At 53.5% G+C, this 18,065-nt stretch carries 15 protein-coding genes; 11 read left to right on the forward strand and 4 right to left on the reverse strand.

The genetic code is table 11. From position 1 onward, the window contains the following. Window positions 1–72 precede the first annotated feature (72 nt). Window positions 73–477 carry a helix-turn-helix transcriptional regulator gene (locus V3W49_RS10495; RefSeq protein ID WP_500145298.1) on the reverse strand — a complete coding sequence of 135 codons (405 nt, stop codon included), beginning with the start codon at window positions 475–477 and terminating at the stop codon, window positions 73–75. 129 nt (window positions 478–606) lie between these two features. On the opposite strand from V3W49_RS10495, the gene V3W49_RS10500 reads away from it, so the two are divergent. After that, window positions 607–1,878: a hypothetical protein gene (locus V3W49_RS10500; protein ID WP_500145299.1), complete on the forward strand. Its 1,272-nt coding sequence runs from the start codon at window positions 607–609 to the stop codon at window positions 1,876–1,878. A gap of 64 nt (window positions 1,879–1,942) precedes the next feature. On the opposite strand, the gene V3W49_RS10505 is transcribed toward V3W49_RS10500, so the two are convergent. Together V3W49_RS10505 and V3W49_RS10510 are read right to left on the reverse strand one after the other, a co-directional pair. Beyond that, window positions 1,943–2,293, reverse strand: coding sequence for a hypothetical protein (locus V3W49_RS10505; RefSeq protein WP_500145300.1), 351 nt, complete (start codon window positions 2,291–2,293; stop codon window positions 1,943–1,945). A gap of 185 nt (window positions 2,294–2,478) precedes the next feature. After that, on the reverse strand, window positions 2,479–3,048 hold the full coding sequence (locus V3W49_RS10510) for a L,D-transpeptidase family protein (protein WP_500145302.1): 570 nt from the start codon (window positions 3,046–3,048) through the stop codon (window positions 2,479–2,481). A 567-nt stretch (window positions 3,049–3,615) separates the two neighbouring features. Here V3W49_RS10510 and tssB point away from each other — a divergent pair. The 6 genes from tssB to hcp are packed head-to-tail and all read left to right on the forward strand — an operon-like array spanning window position 3,616 to window position 9,987. Beyond that, window positions 3,616–4,113, forward strand: coding sequence for a type VI secretion system contractile sheath small subunit (tssB, locus tag V3W49_RS10515; protein ID WP_500145304.1), 498 nt, complete (start codon window positions 3,616–3,618; stop codon window positions 4,111–4,113). 35 nt (window positions 4,114–4,148) lie between these two features. Beyond that, the gene (gene tssC / locus V3W49_RS10520; RefSeq protein ID WP_500145305.1) at window positions 4,149–5,696 is read left to right on the forward strand and encodes a type VI secretion system contractile sheath large subunit; all 1,548 of its coding nucleotides are present in this window, start codon (window positions 4,149–4,151) and stop codon (window positions 5,694–5,696) included. A 13-nt stretch (window positions 5,697–5,709) separates the two neighbouring features. Continuing rightward, window positions 5,710–7,059: a type VI secretion system baseplate subunit TssK gene (gene tssK, locus V3W49_RS10525; protein ID WP_500145307.1), complete on the forward strand. Its 1,350-nt coding sequence runs from the start codon at window positions 5,710–5,712 to the stop codon at window positions 7,057–7,059. Further along, the gene (tssL, locus tag V3W49_RS10530; protein WP_500145308.1) at window positions 7,056–7,808 is read left to right on the forward strand and encodes a type VI secretion system protein TssL, short form; all 753 of its coding nucleotides are present in this window, start codon (window positions 7,056–7,058) and stop codon (window positions 7,806–7,808) included. The genes tssK and tssL overlap by 4 nt, the downstream gene beginning before the upstream one ends. Then, entirely contained in the window at window positions 7,808–9,490 is a 1,683-nt protein-coding gene (locus V3W49_RS10535) for an OmpA family protein (RefSeq protein ID WP_500145309.1), read from the forward strand. Before tssL ends, V3W49_RS10535 begins: the two co-directional genes overlap by 1 nt. A gap of 5 nt (window positions 9,491–9,495) precedes the next feature. After that, window positions 9,496–9,987: a type VI secretion system effector Hcp gene (hcp, locus tag V3W49_RS10540; RefSeq protein ID WP_001007319.1), complete on the forward strand. Its 492-nt coding sequence runs from the start codon at window positions 9,496–9,498 to the stop codon at window positions 9,985–9,987. Window positions 9,988–10,020: 33 nt separating this feature from the next. Here the strand turns inward: hcp and V3W49_RS10545 are convergent, their stop codons facing one another. Next, a complete protein-coding gene (locus V3W49_RS10545) occupies window positions 10,021–10,173 on the reverse strand; it encodes a hypothetical protein (protein ID WP_500145310.1) in 153 nt (50 codons plus the stop codon). On the opposite strand from V3W49_RS10545, the gene tssH reads away from it, so the two are divergent. The 4 genes from tssH to V3W49_RS10565 are packed head-to-tail and all read left to right on the forward strand — an operon-like array spanning window position 10,172 to window position 17,947. After that, window positions 10,172–12,838, forward strand: a complete 2,667-nt coding sequence (gene tssH, locus V3W49_RS10550) for a type VI secretion system ATPase TssH (RefSeq protein ID WP_500145311.1) — start codon at window positions 10,172–10,174, stop codon at window positions 12,836–12,838. The genes V3W49_RS10545 and tssH overlap by 2 nt on opposite strands. Further along, entirely contained in the window at window positions 12,831–15,185 is a 2,355-nt protein-coding gene (locus V3W49_RS10555; protein ID WP_500145312.1) for a type VI secretion system Vgr family protein, read from the forward strand. Before tssH ends, V3W49_RS10555 begins: the two co-directional genes overlap by 8 nt. A 10-nt stretch (window positions 15,186–15,195) precedes the next feature. Beyond that, on the forward strand, window positions 15,196–17,463 hold the full coding sequence (locus tag V3W49_RS10560; protein ID WP_500145314.1) for a lysozyme family protein: 2,268 nt from the start codon (window positions 15,196–15,198) through the stop codon (window positions 17,461–17,463). Continuing rightward, a complete protein-coding gene (locus V3W49_RS10565; protein ID WP_500145315.1) occupies window positions 17,453–17,947 on the forward strand; it encodes a hypothetical protein in 495 nt (164 codons plus the stop codon). Before V3W49_RS10560 ends, V3W49_RS10565 begins: the two co-directional genes overlap by 11 nt. Window positions 17,948–18,065 lie beyond the last annotated feature (118 nt).

Below are 18,065 nucleotides of genomic sequence, written 5' to 3' on the forward strand. Positions count from 1 at the left end.
TTTAAAAAAACTGATTAGTTAAATATCTCTGCCGGACACAACTAAAAAATTGTTGTGCCGCCGCAAAGTGCTTTAACTTTCATTCCGTCGTTCTTCTCTCTCATTGAGCCATTGCTCGTAATCACTTTTACGCCATCGACTGGCCCTGCCCAGCTTCATTGGGCGGGGGAACATACCCCTCTTAATGAGAGAATAAAAATATTTGTCACTTAATCCACTATGAGCAGATATGTCTTTCATACTCAGCAAAACATCATCTCCCGGGGAGAATCGGGGTGGTTTTTCTGCATTCGGAAGAGCCTGTTGCTCTGATGATGGAGTTACAGCTGAGGCATGCTCCCTCACTTCCGCTCGCTGTGTTGCTGCCCAGGGATTGTATGCCCTGTTCCCCTGATGGATATGGGGGCGTCGGCGAGTCAGTAATTGCTTTGTATGGCTGATTGAAATTTCAACAGAACCATCTTTTTTATCTTTCATATTCAAAACCTTAGTAACTATGTGGTCAGTGAGCGAGTTTTTGCTACGGACCATATATTAACCCCAGGGCTTGTTTTCTTAAACGGCTTTGATTAGCCTACCATTTTTTGAAACAATTAAGATAAAAAGATGCCACAACTCTCTCTTGAAAAAAAAGCTGTGATGGACGTACTAAACTTCCTGCATGTAAATGAAGTGCTTACCTCATTTTTCATTAGTGGGGATGACAAAAAAACTTACGATACAATATCATCCCTGGTAAATAAGACATCCCTAAGCCGTTATATTAATGAAATAGATATTCTGATTTATAACCATTATCTTTTTTGCGCCCTTGAAATAGCATTAAGTGAAAATTTCTTTACTTACATTAATGATTCTCAGGAAGATTGTGATAGTTTAAAAGTAGGGAAATATGAAATAGAATGCTCACTAGCCCTCTTGTGTACACTTGCAAAAAACAATGGAGTAAACGAGGATTATTTTATATCAGATCTAATGGAACTATTATCGGATAATTTCATATCAAATTTAAATCCTGCAATTAAATTTAAATTGGCCTCAATGCTAAATAGTTTTAATCATCCTTATGAATCCATTCGTTTTTATTGCCACATGAATAATCATGGAGTACTGAAATCCAAAAAATACAACTCAAAAGAAAAGCCAGAAAATAATAAAGAATTGCACTTAAGCTTCATAAGAGTGGGGCTTATGATGGAATTTGAAATGCTCAGAAATAGCGCGGAGTTTATTTATTCACCTAAAAACACAAAAAAACTAATAATATCCCCCCCACAAAAAGAAGCGACATCAGGTCAACGTCGCATTGCCGCCAATTATTATAAAAAGATTATTGATTCATTGTTTATGGACGGCACTATTTTCACTTGCTTTATGGCTAAAAAAACGGAACCATCATATTCAAATGTTTTTTTACACAACGTTGGATTATATTTTCCGCATAAAAGAATTTTCAATGGTACAATGGCTGCATGGCCCGGTATCTGGGGGGCATTTTTGACTAAATCCATCCACGATAAAAGACCTGAATTGCCTATATACCATGAAAAACGAAAACATAAAAAACCAGAAAGCTATAAACAACATAAAAATAACACAGGCAAGGAACGAGATACCAATATCATTTGTGAGAAGGTAAAAAAAGAGCTAAATAAACATGGTATTACAGTAATGGAACGCACTATCTACATGAAATACAGAACTATTTTCCTCGATGAATATGAAAAGATAAAAAAATACCATCAACAGATAGAAGAGTTACCCTGTACTTTAAAATGGAATTACACTGACGTTATTTATAATGAGATTTGTGATATATCCATAAATGAAGGAGAATTAATTACGCCTGATAAAATTTCTGGTATTTTTACACAATAACTATTGAGCAAGATATCATAAACGGGCCTCCGTTTATGATATCAATGGCCCATTTTACCGATAGTTATTCTTTCTTATATTTTACAGACAGTGTCTTTTTTATATAATTCTTTCCGATCTCGTAATCCGGATTCCAGGTCGCCAGATTGTGAACACCGATAGCTACAGCACTTGCAGCACCGAATATTACTGTGGGAGACCATAGTGAACTTGCCACAGCGGTACTTCTGAACTCCGTATAAACGCGACAGGTCAGTTTTTTCTCCTGATGCTCTATGGCATGCTCTATCAACTTTACCGTTTCAGAAATATCCATTACGTTAAAAACCGCAAAACTCCTCCTGTAAAAGATAAGCTCATCCAGCTTTTCCTTTGTCAGTTCATCCGCATTAAATGACTCTATCTGAACAGACATAACGCCCTCTTAAATCTACCAGTCTCGCGTTCTATCTTAACAATAGTGTCTGACAGGCTATGTCACTGGAAAATAGAATTTATCGTGTCAGAAAACCCATTTTTACGATAACTTCATGAGCAACGGACATAACCTGTCATTTAAGTCATACAAATGTCAGTGCAGGGAACAGGAGCTCCCCATATTCATGATTTGATCTCTATCGGTGTACCTGCTGGCACCCTACTCCAAATATCTCGCATCTCCTCATTGCTGACAGCAATACACCCATCGGTCCAGTCCATACGCTGAAATACCGGCGCCAGCCATCCCCAGCCGTTGGGCAGACCGTGGATCATGATATTGCTTCCCGGATTATACCCACCGGCCTTTGCTCTCTGACTGTCGCGGGCATCCGGATACGAGATGTGCAGGCTGAGATGATATTTCGAGCGGGCATTGCGCCAGTCGATGGCGTAGCGCCCTTCGGGCGTTTTCTGATCCCCCTCACGCATTTTGGGTCCCTGGTCGGCTGCACTACCCAGTGAAATCCGGTAACGGGCAATAGGCTGGTGATTTCTCCGGAGCTCCAGCGTTCGGGATGCCTTATGAACAACAATCCGATCGGCCTGTTCTGCAGGTGACCTGACCTGTGGTGGTGTACCGTATCCAAAACGCGCCATCAGCCAGGTGTAAACCGCAAGACAAAGTACCAATATCACCAGAAATAGCGCGACGGACATAATCCGCAGCCCAAAGCATTTAAGGGAACGCATAACAGAGGGAACTCCCGGTAAGCCAGATACAGGTCAGGGTATCATGATATCTGTTTGTGGATTTTTAGCTATTTCTCAGCATCACCAGACACAACTTCAGCATTCAGAATTTTCACGCCAATCACCGAAAAGTCTTATTTGTTTCCCGTATCATGGAAAGTCATTACCCGTAGCCGTCCTTTGTCTATAGTAATAAACGCCGGTTTGCGTGGAGGCTTTCATTAATCGGGGGGGCTGGTTTGATACTTCCCGCACCGGCTTTATTCCTGTGTTATTCAGTTTTCATTGATTTAAATCATGTCAGCACTCTAATTGCGTTATATGTCTCATTTTTCTTCTTTTCCCTGCCAGTTGTTCTGTGTTTTATTTTTAATCTGGTTTAGTGGTCTGGTTTTCTCTCTTTTGGTGAAGTTTTCTTTTGATTTGTTGTGGTGGAAAATTCTTAAGAATCTTCTGATTGAAGATCTATGATCTGCGATATTGATTGGTTGCAGATGAATGCTCTAATATGGCGTGTAAAGAAACGTGGTTTCAGAAACCACTCACACAGCGATCAAAGAGGGATTTATGAGCGACAGCTTCCAGAAAGAGATACCCAAAGCCCGCATTAACCTGAAACTGGACCTGCATACCGGAGGGGCGAGTAAAAAAACTGAGCTGCCGCTCAAACTACTGGTGACCGGTGATTTCAGTAACGGCAGGGAAACGGCGCCTCTGTCAGAAAGAGAGAAGGTTAATATAGATAAAAACAACTTCGACAGCGTTTTGTCAGAATTTTCCCCCTCAGTAAACCTCACCGTTGAAAACACCCTGGCCGGTGACGGCAGCGAAGAAAATATCAATCTGACCTTTCGCAATATGAAAGATTTCACGCCGGAGCAGGTGGCCCGGCAGATCCCCCAACTGAAAGCCATGCTGGCGATGCGTAATTTATTGCGCGACCTGAAATCCAATCTGCTGGATAACGTCACCTTCCGTCAGGAGCTGGAAAAAATCCTACGCGATCCGACGCTCAGCGATGAGCTGCGTAATGAACTGTCCGCCCTGGCGCCGCAACAGGCGTAACAAAGGCCCTGTGTTTAACGGATTAACAAGAGAAAATGCTGATGTCTGTAAAAAATGAATCGGTTGCTGGCGGCGAAAGCGTGGTAGTGGAACGTTCTGAAGCCGGTGGCGTGTATGCCTCCCTGTTTGAAAAAATTCATCTGAACCCGGTGGATAAGCTGAGTGCCCTGGAGTCGTGGCAGGATAATCAGACCATGTCGGACGCCACGGCAGACGAACGCGTAACCGCAGCCATGCAGATCTTCCTGGAGCGCCTGAAACAGTCCGGCTCGAAGGTAGAGAAGCTCGACAAGACCCTGCTGGATCACCACATCGCTGAGCTGGATAACCAGATCAGCCGCCAGCTGGATGCTGTCATGCATCATGAGGCCTTTCAGGCGGTAGAAAGTCTGTGGCGTGGTGTGAAGTCTCTTGTCGACAAAACCGATTTCCGCCAGAACGTGAAAGTTGAACTCCTGGACATGTCCAAAGATGACCTGCGTCAGGATTTTGAGGATTCGCCGGAAATTATCCAGAGCGGACTGTATAAACATACATATATTGATGAGTACGACACCCCGGGCGGAGAGCCGATTGCCGCGCTGATTTCGTCTTATGAGTTCGACGCTTCTGCGCAGGATGTGGCGCTGCTGCGCAATATTTCGAAAGTGTCTGCTGCCGCCCATATGCCGTTTATCGGCTCGGTGGGACCGAAGTTCTTCCTGAAAGAGAGTATGGAAGACGTCGCTGCTATCAAGGATATCGGTAACTACTTTGACCGCGCTGAGTATATCAAATGGAAGTCGTTTCGTGACACCGACGATTCCCGCTATATCGGTCTGGTGATGCCGAGGGTATTGGGTCGTCTGCCGTATGGTCCGGACACGGTGCCGGTGCGCAGCTTTAACTACGTGGAAGAGGTAAAAGGGCCGGATCACGAAAAATACCTGTGGACCAATGCCTCATTTGCTTTCGCCGCCAATATGGTGAAGAGCTTTATCAACAATGGCTGGTGCGTGCAGATCCGTGGGCCTCAGGCGGGTGGTGCCGTTCAGGATCTGCCGATCCACCTGTACGATCTGGGGACCGGTAATCAGGTGAAAATCCCGAGTGAGGTGATGATCCCGGAAACCCGCGAATTTGAATTCGCGAACCTGGGCTTTATCCCACTGAGCTATTACAAAAACCGCGACTACGCCTGCTTCTTCTCGGCCAACTCGACCCAGAAACCGGCGCTGTACGACACGGCGGACGCCACCGCCAACAGCCGTATCAACGCGCGCCTGCCGTACATCTTCCTGCTGTCGCGTATCGCCCACTACCTGAAACTGATTCAGCGCGAAAATATCGGCACCACCAAGGACCGCCGCCTGCTGGAGCTGGAGCTGAACACCTGGGTTCGTGGACTGGTGACTGAAATGACCGATCCGGGCGACGAGCTGCAGGCTTCGCACCCGCTGCGCGACGCAAAAGTGGTGGTGGAAGACATCGAGGACAACCCGGGCTTCTTCCGCGTGAAGCTCTACGCCGTGCCGCACTTCCAGGTGGAAGGGATGGACGTCAACCTGTCTCTGGTCAGCCAGATGCCGAAGGCGAAAGCATAAGGCGGTGTCAGGGATGAAAATTTATCGTCCTTTGTGGAATGAGGGGGCGCTTCTGGCCCCTCAACAGTTTCAGCAGCAGGCTGAATGGGACGCGCTTTCACGGGCAGGTATTGCTGCCCGTGGCAGTGCCTTTCCCTGGGGCGTCGGTCGGGTAGAGCTGGATGAGGCGATGCTGGCCTCCGGCCGTATCCAGGCACAGTCACTGCGTCTCTGGCTTCCGGATGACACGCTGGTTGATACCCGGTTCAGTGACCTGCCACCCGAACCTCGTGAAATCGAGGCGCCGGCTTCTTCCGGCAATGCGGCGGTGACGGTGTATGTGGCGCTGCCGGTGATGCAGGCCGGGATCGTTAATGTGCAGACCGACACGGTACCGGCAGAGCGTCCGCTGCGCTATCGGGAAGCCTGGGAGACGATTGCGGATCGTTTCGGGCAGGAAGAAGAGTCGATGGCGGTGGCCCGGTTTAATCTGGCATTCCGTTTCGAACATGAAGACAACAGTGCCTGGGACACCTGTGCCATTGCCCGCCTGCTGCAGGACGGGCAGGGGGGCTGGCGTCAGGATCCTGACTTTATCCCGCCGATGGCCCTGTTCTCGGCAAGTCGCGGTCTGTGTGAGCGTCTTGCATTGTTGAACCGCCAGTTGCGCTCCCGCCGTCAGCGTCTGATGGCGATGCGGCGTGAAAGTAACGAACGGATGGCCGACTTTGCGGTCGCCGATGTCTCTCTCTTCTGGCTGCTTAATGCCCTGAACTCGCATGCCCGGGTGCTTTCTGAGTTTGAGCGTTTCCCTGACAGGCATCCTGAGCTGGTCTGGGCCGAGCTGGCGCGCCTTGCCGGCAGTATGTTGACCTTCTCGCTGGAGCATGATCTGGATGCTATTCCGGGCTATGACCACAGCGCGCCGGAGAAAACCTTCCCGCCACTCTTCGACCTTATCAGCGAACTGCTGGAAGCCAGCCTGCCGTCACGCGTGGTGGCCGTCCGCATGGAGCGAATGGATCCGGAAACCTGGAAAGCCGTGCTGCACGATATTCGTCTGCGCGATGAAGCTGATTTCTATCTCTCTGTTCGTACCAGCCAGCCTGCCTGGCAGATTGCTGAACGCTTCGCCGAAGTCTGTATTGCCGGTGCACCGGCCAGTGTCGGAGAAGTGTCCGGCGTGGCCGTCGAAGGTATCGGCCTCATTGCCCTGAGCCGCGTACCTGCGGCGCTGCCGGTGCGTCTGGAGAACCAGTACTTTGTGCTGGATATGGAGAGCGATGCCGCCCGTGAAATGCTGGATCAGGGGGTCTGCGTCTTCTATGTTCCGTCGGTACTCGGCGAGCTTGAGCTGGAATTATTTGCGGTGCTGCGCTCATGATAAAAGACTTTGATATTGACGCCCTGATGGCGGAAACCTGGCTGACCGTGGCGCAACTGCGCCACGGCGGTAAGGTTACAGACGGTCCTGCGCTCTATGCCGCGTGTAAAGCGCAGGTGGAGAGTGTGCGTGAGGCTCTGGAGCGGGCCGGATTTGATGCAGAAAGTATCGGACATATCACCTATGCCCAGTGCGCCCTGCTGGATGAAACCGTTTTGAACCGCGGGCCGGAGCCGGGAGCGGCAGAAGGCAAGGTCGCTGAAACAGACGCCACGGACAGCCCTTTCTCCGCTGAAAACGCCCGTGACGTACTGAACAGGACAACGCTGGACGAGGGGCAGAAAGCCTGGCGTTCAGCACCGTTGCAGGCGGTGTATTTTGGCTCACTGCGTGCCGGAGGGGCGTTGTATGACCGCATCGCGGAGATACTGCGACATCCCGCCCCGGAGCCTGCAGTGCTCACCTGTTACCAGCGGGTGCTGGCGCTCGGTTTTCAGGGCCAGTACCGGTTGTCCGGTGTGGGTCAGGCCCGCCGTGATGAGGTTATCGCTGAACTGAATGAACGCGTGCCGCCGCTTGAGACGGGGACGTCACTGGTGGTGCAGAATACCGGGCGTCGTCGTTACAACCTGCTGCGTTCCGTCTGGTTCTGGATTGTGCTGGCGGTGGTGCTGACGGCTGTCGTGTGGTCTGGTGGTCATCTGTGGCTGCAGGAGTTGCTGCACCAACAACTCCCGGAGCAGCACTGATGCGTGGGCGTACATTTGCCCGGGCGCTGTTTCCGGTACTGCTGTGCCTGGTGGCCATTCTCTGGCTGGTCTGGGGATTTCTGGCATGGCCTGCGTCGGGAAAAGCGTTCCTGACGCTGCTTTCTGTGCTGGTTGCCAGTGAGATAACCCGCCGACGCTATCTGCGCAGGCAGCCTGCACAACTGACCGGGGATAAAGAGGGCTTCCCGCCTGAAGGTCACACCGGCCCGGTGGTGATGGTCTGCGGGGATGTGGATGACGGCATGTTTGCACCTGGCCCGGGGCGGGGAACGGCAGAAGGCTGGTTCCTTCAGGTATCCAGCCCGGCTGAACTGAGCACGCTGGCGGGCGAGTTGCTGGTCCGTACCCCTACTATGGCCGGGCAACTTTCGGTGATGTTCCGCTGCCTGCCGGACCGCCATGATGATGAGGCGATGATGCGCGCCTCCCTGAAAGCAGTGCGTCTGCAGATGAAACAACTGCGTAGCCTGACGGGATATACCGTACCGATGGTGCTGAATGCAGAGTTCAGTGGCCCACAGACCCCCTGGATTGTGGTGCGGGGCAATTCTGCCCTTGTGTGCCGGGACGATGAGCCAGCTATTACTCTCAGTGAATGGCAATGCTCAGCGCAAACGGCCACGGTACAGCCGTTCCTCGCAGAAGCCACTTCAATGCTGCACCAGGTGATGCTGGATGAACTGGAAAAACCCGACCGTCTGTGTCCGCCGGTCCGTCCTTTCGCTGTCACCCTGCGCTTTGGTCAGGTCCCGACCTCTGCAACGGCGCTGTGGCCACAGTGGCTGTTTCGCCAGACCCGTATTGCCCCTTCTGGTCGCGTCAGTGCGTATGAGCGTCGCTGGCACTTCGCCGATCCCATACTCCCGTTGCTGGCTCCCTGGACCACCCCGGTACAGGGGGGGAAGACCGGGCGTCGGGTGGTGATGGTTCTGCTGTTGTGTGCGCTTGGCGCCATTGCGCTTTCGGTGCAACATAATCAGGCGCTTATTCGCAAGATCAGCGCCGATCTTCAGCGCTGGGCGGCGATCCCAATGGCGCACTATGCCCCGAAAGCGCAGGCACTTCATGCGCTGCAACAGGATGCGTTGTTGCTGGAGCGCTGGCAGCGTCAGGGCGAGCCGCAGCGTTATGGTCTCGGCTTTTATCCCGGACAGCGTCTGTGGCTGGCTGTGCAGCAGGCCATTGATACCTATGTACCACCGCCGCCTCCGCCGAAACCCAAGCCGAAACCGGTGCCGAAAATCGTGCGCCTCGACAGCATGTCGCTGTTCGACTCCGGCAAATCTGATCTGAAAACCGGTTCCACCAAAATGCTGGTTAACTCGCTGGTCGGCATCAAAGCGAAGCCCGGCTGGCTGATTGTTGTGTCCGGCCATACCGATAACACCGGCAATCCGCAACTGAATCAGACGCTCTCCCTGAAACGCGCCGAAGCGGTGCGTGACTGGATGCGCGATACCGGCGACGTGCCGGAAAGCTGTTTCGCGGTGCAGGGCTATGGCGAAAGCCGCCCTGTTGCCACTAATGACACGCCGGAAGGCCGCGCGCAGAACCGCCGTGTCGAGATCAGCCTGGTACCGCAGGCGAATGCCTGTCAGGTACCGGGCGTTACCACAACGTCATCGCAGGATGATGACGCATCACAACATGAAATGGAGTAATTACGATGGCAATCCCAGTTTATCTGTGGCTGAAAGACGACGGCGGCGCGGACATTAAAGGGTCTGTGGACGTTCAGGATCGTGAAGGCAGCATCGAGGTCGTTGCTCAGGAGCATAACCTGTACATCCCGACCGACAACAACACCGGCAAGCTGACCGGCACCCGTATCCACACGCCGTTCCTGTTCACCAAGGAAATCGACTCCTCCAGCCCGTACCTGTACAAGGCGGTGACCACCGGTCAGACCCTGAAATCCGCGGAATTCAAGTGGTACAAAATCAACGACGCCGGTCAGGAAGTGGAGTACTTCAACACCAAACTGGAAAACGTGAAGGTGGTGAAGGTGAACCCGGTGATGCACGACATCAAGGATCCGAGCTTCGAGAAGCATAACCACCTGGAGCAGATCGAACTGCGCTACGAAAAAATCACCTGGACCTACAAGGACGGCAACATCATTCATTCCGATTCCTGGAACGAACGCGCCACCGCGTAAGCCCCTGTTCCCCTCTCCCCTCCGGGGAGAGGGTCAGGGTGAGGGGGAAATTTGCTGAGCGCCTGCGGGTAGCGGGCTTTCAGCAAAGAACACCACCACATGACTGCTTTCCGTACCTGATGCGCCTGGGGCAACGGCGACGGGCGGTAGCATGCCTGCCTGCAACCGATAAAGAGAGGAACTCATGGAAAACCCCGCCATCCTGTTACGCCGTCTTAACCCTTACTGCGCCCGTGCGATGGAAGGCGCTGCCACGCTGTGCCAGACCCGCGCCCATGCGGAGATTCTGCCGGAGCACTGGCTGCTGAAGCTGCTGGAGCAGGGCGAAGGCGATCTGACGGTACTGGCGCGCCGTTACGAATGGGATATGGACAACCTGTGGCAGGATCTGCTGGGCTGGCTGGATCAGCGACCGCGTTCGGTTCGCGGTCGCCCGCAGCTTTCGGACAATATCCAGACCCTGATGCAGCAGGCCTGGCTGCGGGCCTCGCTGGCGGGGGAAGCGCAAATCCGCAGCCTCCATCTGCTGATGGCGCTGACGGAAAACCCGAAGCTGGTGCAGTGCGACGGTCTGTGGCCTCTGCTGACCCTGGGGCAGAGCCAGCTGGAACGACTGCGCGGTCTGCTGGACGCTCAGTCAGACGAGCGCCCGGAAGTGCAGCAGGAGGCGGAACTGGCGCAGAGCGGCGGCGATGTCGAAATGGTCGGCCGCCCGGCAGACGCGGAGATAAAAGAGGGGGAGCTTTCCCCCGCGCTGCAGGGCGCGCTGGATAAGTTCACCCTGGATGTGACGGCCAAAGCGAAAGAGGGGAAGATCGACCCGGTGTTTGGCCGTGATAACGAGATCCGCCAGATGGTGGACATCCTCTCCAGGCGCCGCAAGAACAACCCGATTCTGGTGGGCGAGCCGGGCGTGGGTAAAACCGCGCTGGTGGAAGGACTGGCGCTGCGCATTGCCGAAGGTAACGTGCCGGAAAGCCTGAAGCCCGTGACCCTGCGTACCCTGGATCTCGGCCTGCTGCAGGCGGGCGCGGGCGTGAAGGGCGAATTCGAGCAGCGGCTGAAAAATATTATTGAGGCGGTGCAGCAGTCGCCCACGCCGGTGCTGCTGTTTATCGACGAAGCCCACACCATTATCGGGGCCGGTAACCAGGCCGGGGGCGCGGATGCGGCCAACCTGCTGAAGCCGGCGCTGGCCCGCGGCGAGCTGCGCACCATTGCCGCCACCACCTGGAGCGAATACAAACAGTACTTTGAGCGCGACGCCGCGCTGGAGCGCCGGTTCCAGATGGTTAAGGTGGACGAGCCGGACGACGACACCGCCTGCCTGATGCTGCGGGGCCTGAAGCCGCGCTATGCGCAGCACCACGGGGTACATATTACCGATGAAGCGGTCAGAGCCGCGGTGACGCTGTCGCGCCGCTACCTGACCGGGCGTCAGCTGCCGGATAAGGCGGTGGACCTGCTGGATACGGCGGCGGCCCGGGTGCGCATGAGCCTGGATACGGTGCCGGAAGAGATGGTACGCCAGGGGGCCGCCATCACGGCCCTGGAGATGGAAAAACAGGCGCTGCTGGAAGATATCGCGGTCGGCAACCACAGCGACGGCGACCGGCTGACGGCCATTGATGCCCGGACGGCGACCCTGCGCGAGCAGCAGCAGACGCTGGAGGCGCAGTTCCGCCAGGAAAAGGCACTCACCGCCCGGCTGCTGGACTGCCGCGCCGATATCTCCCGCCAGGCGGAAATCGCCGAACTGCAACAGCGGCTGGCGGACCTGCAACAGGCGCAGCCACTGCTGATGCCGGACGTTGACGCCCGTACCGTGGCCAACGTGATTGCCGACTGGACCGGCGTGCCGCTCTCCTCACTGATGAAAGACGAGCAGACCGAGCTGCTGACCCTGGAGCAGGAAATCGGTAAGCGGGTGGTCGGGCAGGATGGCTCCCTCAGTGCCATCGCGCAGCGGCTGCGCGCCGCCAAAACCGGGCTGACTTCCGAAAACGGTCCCCAGGGCGTGTTCCTGCTGGTCGGCCCCAGCGGCACCGGCAAAACCGAGACCGCGCTGACTCTGGCGGATGTGCTGTACGGCGGTGAGAAGTCGCTCATCACCATTAACCTCTCGGAATACCAGGAGCCGCACACCGTCTCCCAGCTGAAAGGCTCGCCGCCGGGCTACGTCGGCTACGGCCAGGGCGGTATTCTGACCGAGGCGGTGCGCAAGCGCCCCTACAGCGTGGTGCTGCTCGACGAAGTGGAAAAGGCGCACCGCGACGTGATGAACCTGTTCTACCAGGTGTTCGACCGCGGCTTTATGCGCGACGGCGAAGGGCGGGAAATCGACTTCCGCAACACCGTCATCCTGATGACCTCCAACCTGGGCAGCGACGCGCTGATGCAGTTGCTGGATGAACAGCCGGACGCCAGCGAAGGGGATTTACAGGAGCTGCTGCGCCCGATACTGCGCGACCACTTCCAGCCGGCGCTGCTGGCGCGCTTCCAGACCGTGATTTACCGCCCGCTGGGCAGGGAGGCGATGCGCGCCATCGTCGGCATGAAGCTGGACCAGGTGCGCCAGCGCCTGGCGCGCCACTACGGCATCACCACCCGGAGCAGCGATACGCTGTTCGACGCTTTAACCGACGCCTGCCTGCTGCCGGACACCGGCGCCCGCAATATCGACAGCCTGCTGAATCAGCAGATCCTGCCGGTGCTGAGCCAGCAGCTGTTAAGCCATATGGCCGCGCAGCAGAAGCCGCAGACCCTGACCCTCGACTGGAATGAGGAAGAGGGGATAGTGCTGGCGTTTGATGTCATGCACAAAGCACAGCAGGAGAGGAACGATGAGTGAAAGCTTAAGCAGTCTGGCGAAGAAGGCGATTGACGCAGTCCTGGGCCTGTCCCGCTATCGCGTGGATGTGCATGAGTGCCCGCATTTTCTGGACGTACTGCGCTTTCGTGCCAGCGAAGCGCTGAGCCAGCCCTGGCACTATGATGTTACTGTCACCTGTGCAGCGGGCATTGCCAGCAGTGACGTGATGCTGAAACCGGCTTCTTTTACCTTTCAGACGCCGCTCTTTGACGGGACGCCTGCCGTGCCGGTGCGCACGGTGTACGGTGTGGTGGATAACTTCCGTCGGATCTCCGTGTCAGGGGATGAAATCACCTGTGCCCTGCGCATCGTGCCGCGCATTGCCCTGATGCAGCATACCCAGCGCAGTGAAGTGTATCTGAATCAGTCGGTACCGGAAGTGGTGGAGCAGATACTCCGCTCCCACGGGCTGGAAGGGGCCGATTTTGAGTTTCGTCTTTCGCAGCATTACCCGGTTCGTGAACTGATTACCCAGTGGCGTGAGACTGACCTTGAATTTATCCAGCGTCTGCTGGCTGAAGTCGGCATCTTCTGGCGCTTTGAGATGGACAGTCGCATTGAACAGGATGTGGTGATTTTTCAGGACAGCCAGGTGCAGTACCAGTTTGGCGTAAAGCTCCCTGTGATACCGCCGTCGCGTACCAGTGATAACGGCCAGGAAAGCGTCTGGGCTATCAGCCCGGAAGACCGGGTGGTGACCGGCAGCGTTGCCACGCGCGATTACAACTACCGTGACGCGCTGACGCCGCAGGACAGCTCAGTCACCGTTCACCAGGAGGGCGGGGCCACCATCGGTGAAGTGTATCACTACGCCGAGCCGTTCCTGAGTGAAGGTGATACCGAAACGCCGGAAGGCGGCGCATGGTATGCCCGTCTGCGCCATGAACGCTACCTTAACGGCCAGCAGACAGTGACGGGGCGCGCCAGCAGCCCGATGCTGGCTCCCGGTGAGGTGCTGGAGCCGCAGGGAAGTATCCCCGAATCACTGAGAGACGGCATTGTCATCACCGGCGTTCACACCTCCGGTGCGCGTGATAAGGGTTTTCAGCTGCGCTTTACGGGGATCCCCTACAGCGAGACGGTCTGTTATCGCCCGGCATTGCTGAAGCGTCCGGTGGTTGCCGGTACGTTGCCGGCACGGGTGGAAAGTAATGAGAAACACGACACCTATGCCTATCTGGATGAACAGGGGCGTTACCGGGTTCGTCTCGATTTTGACCGCAGTGAGAGCGAGCAGGGGTACGCGTACCTGTGGTTGAGAATGGCAAAACCGTATGCCGGGGATACTTACGGGTTCCACTCCCCGTTGCTCGACGGTACTGAAGTTTCTGTCATGTTTGACGGCGGCGATCCGGACAGGCCCTATATCGCCCACGCCCAGCATGATTCGGAGCACCCCGATCACGTTGCCCGTGATAATCATACGCGAAACGTCTGGCGTACGGCGGGAGACAACAAGTTTCGCCTGGAGGACAAGCGTCAGGAAGAGCACTTCAAGCTGGCGACGCCTTACGGTAAAACGCAGCTCAACGGCGGTCATGTCGTGGATGCTCAGCGTGAGCCACGCGGTACCGGTTTTGAGCTGCGCACCGATGAATACGGTGCTGTCCGTGCCGCAAGAGGCATGTTCCTGACGGCAGATGCGCAGGCAAAAGGCCAGGGGCCGATGCTGGAAATGACGCCGGCGGTCAACCGTATCAAACAGGCCAACAGCGAAATGGAGGCCCTGAACAATGCGGCAGAGGCCGCGAAGGCGCTGGTCTGTGATATCCGGGCACAGACCAGCCTGGTGACGCAGAGCATTGCCGATTTACAGGCAGCGGTCATTCTGGCCTCCGCCCCACAGGGCATTGCGTTCACCTCCGGGGAGCATATCCAGCTAACCAGCAAACAGAATACGATGCTGACGGCCGGACAGCATCTGGACATGGGGGCGATGAAGAATCTTTCCATGAGCGCGGAAAATGAACTGGGTCTGTTCGCACACAAAGCGGGTATCCGGACGATCGCCAATCTGGGTGATGTGGAGATGCATGCCCGACATAACACGCTGGACATGAGCGCGCAAAAAGCGCTGACCATCACCAGTACTGACGATGAAATCGTTATCAGTACGCCAAAAACGCTGACAGTGAATGGCGGTGGCTCTTACCTGAAGCTCAGTGACAGCGGGATTGAACATGGCTCAAAAGGTGATTTGACCATGAAGGTGGGAGAATACCTGGTGCCAGGCAGCGGTGCCGATATGCCATTCTCTGCACCGGATTTTAACACCACTGAGATAGCCGAAATTAAAAATATCATCAGCAAACCGCTGAGCGACTGAGGGAGCAGACATGTCGGTATTACCAAAATTCAGCTGGCCTGTGCCATCCAACAATCGCGGCAGTGACTTTACCCGCCAGGAAGACGTAATGTCTCACCTGGAAGGTGAGGCTTCCGGCTGGTATATGCTGGGAAGCAATGGCATGTGGCACGGGGGGATTCATATCACGAATGCCACGACACCCTGGTGTGCGCTGAGCGGCAAGGCTGCCTCAGAACTGCTGGATTTCCCTGTGAGCTACAGGGGGGAGCAGAGCATTCGCTGTATGGCGGACGGGGAAGTGGTGGCGTACCGGATTTGTCGAGACTATCTGAACGTTCCCTGGGAGACGGGGCCGCTGAATGTTTCCGGCTCCTTTGTCCTGGTGCGTCACTACATCCAGCCAGGCGAGAAACCAGAAAGCGGCCTGCATTTTTATACGCTGTATATGCACCTGGCGCCGTATTCTGCTTATGAAAAAAGCGAAAATGAAACGCAGTGGATTGTGAATGATAATCTGTCGGCTTATCGTCCTGAATGGCTCCTGAGTGCCAGTACCGATAATAAAAGCGTCAGTGACTCGTACCGCGCAGCCACCATCCCAAAAGGCTCGCATGTTGAATGGGACGCTAATGACAGCAATCTGCACACGACTGGCAGCAATGGCCGTCGTTACGGTCTTGTAACGTTTAAAGGCTTATCAGATAAAGCAAAAACCAAAGGGACAAAAACAAATCTTGAGGAAGGGCAGCAGTACTGGATCCTGACGGACAGGGATAATCTTGTCCCGTCATCAGGTGCTGCTGCGCGTCCGTCGTGGTGGGCGCACCTGCTGCCACCTTATGCGGAGCCGATGCAGTTTGATAAGGTTATATGTCCCACGCCGTACCCAATCAGCGCCGGCGACAGCATCGGGCATCTGGGCTATTTTCAGGTGCCGAAAGAGGGCGGTTACGATGCCCGCTATCAGGTACATATTGAGTGCCTGAGCATGGATGACAACCTGGAAACCTTCCTGAAAAATCCGGAGAAGGTGGGCAAAAGTGCGCCGCTGTATCTGAAATGTCCGTCCGGCCTGCCATTGTTCTCGAAAGATCCGAAGACAAAAACCATGATTAGCAGCGGGAGAGTCTCGCAGGGCGAAGTTATCCTTAAACTGAGTCAGGTGAAATCAGAAAAGGGCGCCAGGAAGCAGGAATACTGGTTTTTGCCGTATGCCAACGGTTACGTGTCGAAAAGTAACGCCGCAGTGGAAACGCTGTCGCAGTACGATCTGGAAAAACTGGGGTTCACCACCACCGTGGACGAGGCGCCGAGCTTTGACCATCTGGATGGAAAAACGCCGCCGAAAGGTCTGGTTCGCAAGGTTCTTGACTGGCTTTATCACTCATCCAGTAAAGATACGCGCGTTACGCATCGTATCGTGCCGCATAACTATCAGCGGCTGTTAAACCGGATTGACGGCAGCATCAGTCCTTATTCATGCCAGGAATATCTGAGCGCGATTCATAACCCGTCTTACCGCGATGTTAAGAATAAGATGATCGTGAAACACCCCAGCGAGTGGTACCACAAAAAAGATGCTCCCATCTGGCTGCCGTTCCTGAACAATCTGACAAAAGATGCGCCGGAATGGAAAGAGTACAGTGAAGCCTATATAGAGAAGATGGTGTGGATGCAGGATGCCGGTAAGTTAAAGCTGGGGACGATGCTGTGGCATATGCATCCGGTGATGTTTTTGGGGGCGTTTCATGAAAATCGTAAACTGATTTGGATAAAAGTAGTTGAACAAAAATTTGGGCGTGATATAGCTGAGTCTTTTAAACAGAAAGTTATTAGCGTTGCTAATGAACTGTCTATTGATCCTGATTATATAATGGCTTGCATTGCATTAGAAACGGGAACGGAATTTAACACGTCAACGAAAAATCCAAAATCATCAGCTACAGGCTTGATTCAATTCATGTCAAATACTGCTAAAGATTTAGGAACAACAACAACCAAGCTATCAAGGATGACTCATGTGGAACAAATGGATTACGTTAAAAAATACTTTGAGATGCAGGCTGCCAACTTCAAACATCCAACAAACGAGTGGTCACTTGGTGATGTTTATTTGTCAATATTTACGCCATCAGCCATGTTAATTAAAGATACCGATACTGTGTATGCAAAAGGACAAAAGGCCTATTCTGTTAATCTATTTCATGACAGAAATAAAGATGGAAAGATAACCAAGGCTGAAATTGTTAAAAACATTGATAAATTCTATGAGGATGGATTTAAATATGCAGGTTGATTTTTTATCAATAAAGTTATTGAAGTACAGTGTAACCGCATTCTTTTTTTCACTTTCTTGTTTAAGTATCCCCGCATTTGCCGATGGATTACCAAAAGTTAACATGTCTGTAGAAAACGGAATGTGCACTATAAAAGTTGATGGTGAAATAATCGATACATACAAGTGTGAATACACCAAGCCCCCGTCTTTACTATCATATTCATATTTGTATGAGTTGGATGAAAAGCTTTTGGTTTTCATTGACCAGCCTATGGGTAATGCATGTGACGGCGGACCATTGCATATCATCCGCAAGAAAGAAGATGGCAACTACAAGCCATTAAGAACCATAGATTTCTGTGGTGGTAATTATCCTGAGATAATTAGTGGCCCAAAAACATTCACTATAAAAATACCTGCAATTAATATTGACGGTACAGATAAAAAAATTCCATCTGAGAAATGGGTATTAAAAGAAGAACACATCAATAAAGTCAAGTGAGTGTTAATTAATGCATCATTTACGGCCTTGGTTAAGGGGCGTAAAATAAAGTTGCGAAAAAAGGTTGTTAAACCGGATTGACGGCAGCATCAGTCCTTATTCATGCCAGGAATATCTG

The sequence above is a fragment of the Rosenbergiella sp. YN46 genome, from assembly GCF_036620675.1.
Classification (GTDB): domain Bacteria; phylum Pseudomonadota; class Gammaproteobacteria; order Enterobacterales; family Enterobacteriaceae; genus Jejubacter.

Excerpts from the sequence above, each read along its gene's own strand:
- hcp (WP_001007319.1), top strand. The coding sequence starts at position 9,496 with ATGGCAATCCCAGTTTATCTGTGGCTGAAAGACGACGGCGGCGCGGAC.
- V3W49_RS10545 (WP_500145310.1), bottom strand. The coding sequence starts at position 10,173 with ATGAGTTCCTCTCTTTATCGGTTGCAGGCAGGCATGCTACCGCCCGTC.
- V3W49_RS10510 (WP_500145302.1), bottom strand. The coding sequence starts at position 3,048 with ATGCGTTCCCTTAAATGCTTTGGGCTGCGGATTATGTCCGTCGCGCTA.
- V3W49_RS10500 (WP_500145299.1), top strand. The coding sequence starts at position 607 with ATGCCACAACTCTCTCTTGAAAAAAAAGCTGTGATGGACGTACTAAAC.
- V3W49_RS10555 (WP_500145312.1), top strand. The coding sequence starts at position 12,831 with ATGAGTGAAAGCTTAAGCAGTCTGGCGAAGAAGGCGATTGACGCAGTC.
- tssH (WP_500145311.1), top strand. The coding sequence starts at position 10,172 with ATGGAAAACCCCGCCATCCTGTTACGCCGTCTTAACCCTTACTGCGCC.
- tssC (WP_500145305.1), top strand. The coding sequence starts at position 4,149 with ATGCTGATGTCTGTAAAAAATGAATCGGTTGCTGGCGGCGAAAGCGTG.
- V3W49_RS10505 (WP_500145300.1), bottom strand. The coding sequence starts at position 2,293 with ATGTCTGTTCAGATAGAGTCATTTAATGCGGATGAACTGACAAAGGAA.
- tssL (WP_500145308.1), top strand. The coding sequence starts at position 7,056 with ATGATAAAAGACTTTGATATTGACGCCCTGATGGCGGAAACCTGGCTG.
- V3W49_RS10565 (WP_500145315.1), top strand. The coding sequence starts at position 17,453 with ATGCAGGTTGATTTTTTATCAATAAAGTTATTGAAGTACAGTGTAACC.
- V3W49_RS10535 (WP_500145309.1), top strand. The coding sequence starts at position 7,808 with ATGCGTGGGCGTACATTTGCCCGGGCGCTGTTTCCGGTACTGCTGTGC.
- tssK (WP_500145307.1), top strand. The coding sequence starts at position 5,710 with ATGAAAATTTATCGTCCTTTGTGGAATGAGGGGGCGCTTCTGGCCCCT.
- V3W49_RS10560 (WP_500145314.1), top strand. The coding sequence starts at position 15,196 with ATGTCGGTATTACCAAAATTCAGCTGGCCTGTGCCATCCAACAATCGC.
- tssB (WP_500145304.1), top strand. The coding sequence starts at position 3,616 with ATGAGCGACAGCTTCCAGAAAGAGATACCCAAAGCCCGCATTAACCTG.
- V3W49_RS10495 (WP_500145298.1), bottom strand. The coding sequence starts at position 477 with ATGAAAGATAAAAAAGATGGTTCTGTTGAAATTTCAATCAGCCATACA.